Source organism: Micromonospora sp. ATA51, assembly GCF_016802855.1.
GTDB lineage: Bacteria > Actinomycetota > Actinomycetes > Mycobacteriales > Micromonosporaceae > Micromonospora > Micromonospora sicca.
On record NZ_JAEVHJ010000569.1, the window covers coordinates 1 to 2,281 of the forward strand.

The following is a 2,281-nucleotide window of genomic DNA, read 5'->3' on the forward strand; positions in this document are numbered from 1 at the left end:
CCCCGGGTCGCCCGCCCATCCCCCGCCGGCAGCGCCACGGCGCCCTCGGCCGGGGCGTCGACGTGCTGCTCGGCGCGGCGTGGTCGCCGGCACCGCCAACCTGCTCAACCTGCTCGACCTGCGGCCCGGCCGGGCGCTGAAGTCCGGCATGCTGCTCGGCGTGCCGCTGGCCGGCGGCGCGCACGGCGGGATCGCCGTCGGCGCGGTCGGCGCCGCCGCCGGGCTGATCCGCGATGACCTGGACGAGCGGGTGATGCTCGGCGACAGCGGCGCCAACGCCCTCGGCGCCCTGCTCGGCGTCAGCCTGGCCGCCCGGACCGGACCGCTCGGCCGGGCCGGCGTCCTCGCCGTGCTCGCCGCGCTCACCGCCGCCAGCGAGAAGGTCAGCTTCACCCAGGTGATCCAGCGGACCCCGGGGCTGCGGGAGCTCGACGCGCTGGGCCGGCTCGACGACTGACGTGAAGAAACCGGCACCCCTCGCCGGCGCGGCCGGGTGGCCGGAGCGGCCGCCCTCATCGCCGTGCTCACCGTGGTCAGCCGGCTCGCCGGCTTAGGTCGTACCGCGGTGTTCACCTGGACCCTCGCCCCGACCGACCTCGGCGGCGCGTACGTCGTGGCGAACAACCTGCCCAACTTCATCTTCGAGATCGTGGCCGGCGGGGCGCTGGCCAGCCTGGTCGTACCGCTGCTCGCGGGTGCGGTGGAGGCCGGCGACCGGCGGGGCGTGGCCGCCACCACCGGCGCCCTGCTGACCTGGACGCTCAGCCTGCTGGTGCCGCTCGCGGTGCTGCTGGCACTGCTCGCCGACCCGCTGATCGGGCTGCTCGGCCCCGGTCTCAGCCCGGAGCAGCGACAGGCCGGCGCGCGGATGCTGCTGGTCTTCGCGCCGCAGTTGCCGTTGTACGGTGTCGGCATCGTGCTCACCGGGGTGCTCCAGGCGCACCGGCGGTTCGCCTGGCCGGTGCTCGCGCCGCTGCTGTCCAGCATCACCGTCATCGCGGTCTACCTGGGCTTCACCGCCGCCGAGGGGCGGCTGGCGACCGTCGGCGAGGTCGGCCGCGGCGGCGAGTTGCTGCTCTCCGGCGGCACCACGCTCGGCGTGGTGGTGCTCTCGCTGTCGCTGCTGATCCCGCTCCGCCGGCTGGGCCTGCGGCTGCGGCCGGGCTACGGCTTCCCCGCCGACGCCCGTGCCCGGGTGAGTGGGCTGGCGATCGCCGGGGTGGTGACCGTCACCGCCCAGCAGATCGCCCTGATGGTGAGCCTCAACCGGGTCACCTACGGCGGGGCGGCCAATCCGGGCGTCTACAACATCGCGCAGACCATCTACTTCCTGCCCTGGGCGGTGCTGGCCGTGCCGCTGGCCGTGGCCGCGTACCCCACCCTCGCGGCCGCCCGGGCGGCCGGTGACGAGCGGACCTACCGGGAGGCCCTCGCCCCGGCGGTCCGCGGCGTGGTGTTGTTCAGCCTGCTGGGCGCCGCCGCGCTGGTGGGCACCGCGGTGCCCATCGGGCACTTCTTCTTCGACCCGCCGGTGGCCGGGACCGCGGCCGCGGCCATCGCCGGGTTCGCGCCCGGCCTGCTCGGCTACGGCCTGTTCGCCGTGCTCACCCGGGCCCTCTACGCCCGCGGCGAAACCCGGGCGGCGACCGTCGCCACGGCGGTGGGCTGGCTGACCGTGCCGGCCCTGGCGGTGCTCCTCGGGCACCTGCTGCCCCTCGCCGACCGGTCCTGGCGGTCACCCTGGCTACCTCCGGCGGCATGTTGGTCCTCGGTGGCCTGCTGATCGGGGCGGTGCTCCGCTCGGCCGGCCGCGACGCGCTGGCCGGGGTGGGCCGGGTCGGGGTCGCCGGTCTGCTCGCCGGCGGGGTCGCCGGGCTCGGCGGGGTCGCCACGTCCCGCTGGCTCGCCGGCCTGGGCGACGGGACCCCGACGACATCGGAGGCACTCGTTCAGGGCATGCTGTCCGGGGTTGTGGTCGGCGCCCTGTTCCTCGCCGTCGCCTGGCTGACGGACGAACGGGACGTACGGCCGCTGTTCACCGCCGTGCTGCGCCGGCTGGGCCGAGGACGCCCGCCCACCGCGGCCGGCGCGCAGGAGGACCAGATCCCCCCGGAACGGGGTGACGGGAAGGAGACGGTGTCCCGGTGAGCGCGAGGAGTGAGCCGGGTCTGCGAGCCCCGCAGTCGCGAACGGAAGACGGTGTCCCGGTGAGCGCGAGGAGTGAGCCGGGTCTGCGAGCCCCGCAGTCGCGAACGGAAGAGGATGCCGTGAGCGCGAGAGT

The 2,281-nt window shown here is 76.0% G+C and carries 2 pseudogenes; both read left to right on the forward strand.

From position 1 onward, the window contains the following. A pseudogene (locus JNW87_RS37820) lies at window positions 1-457 on the forward strand (hypothetical protein); the annotation flags it as partial. Between the two features lies 1 nt (window position 458). Further along, window positions 459-2,148: pseudogene (gene murJ / locus JNW87_RS37825) on the forward strand (murein biosynthesis integral membrane protein MurJ). Window positions 2,149-2,281 lie beyond the last annotated feature (133 nt).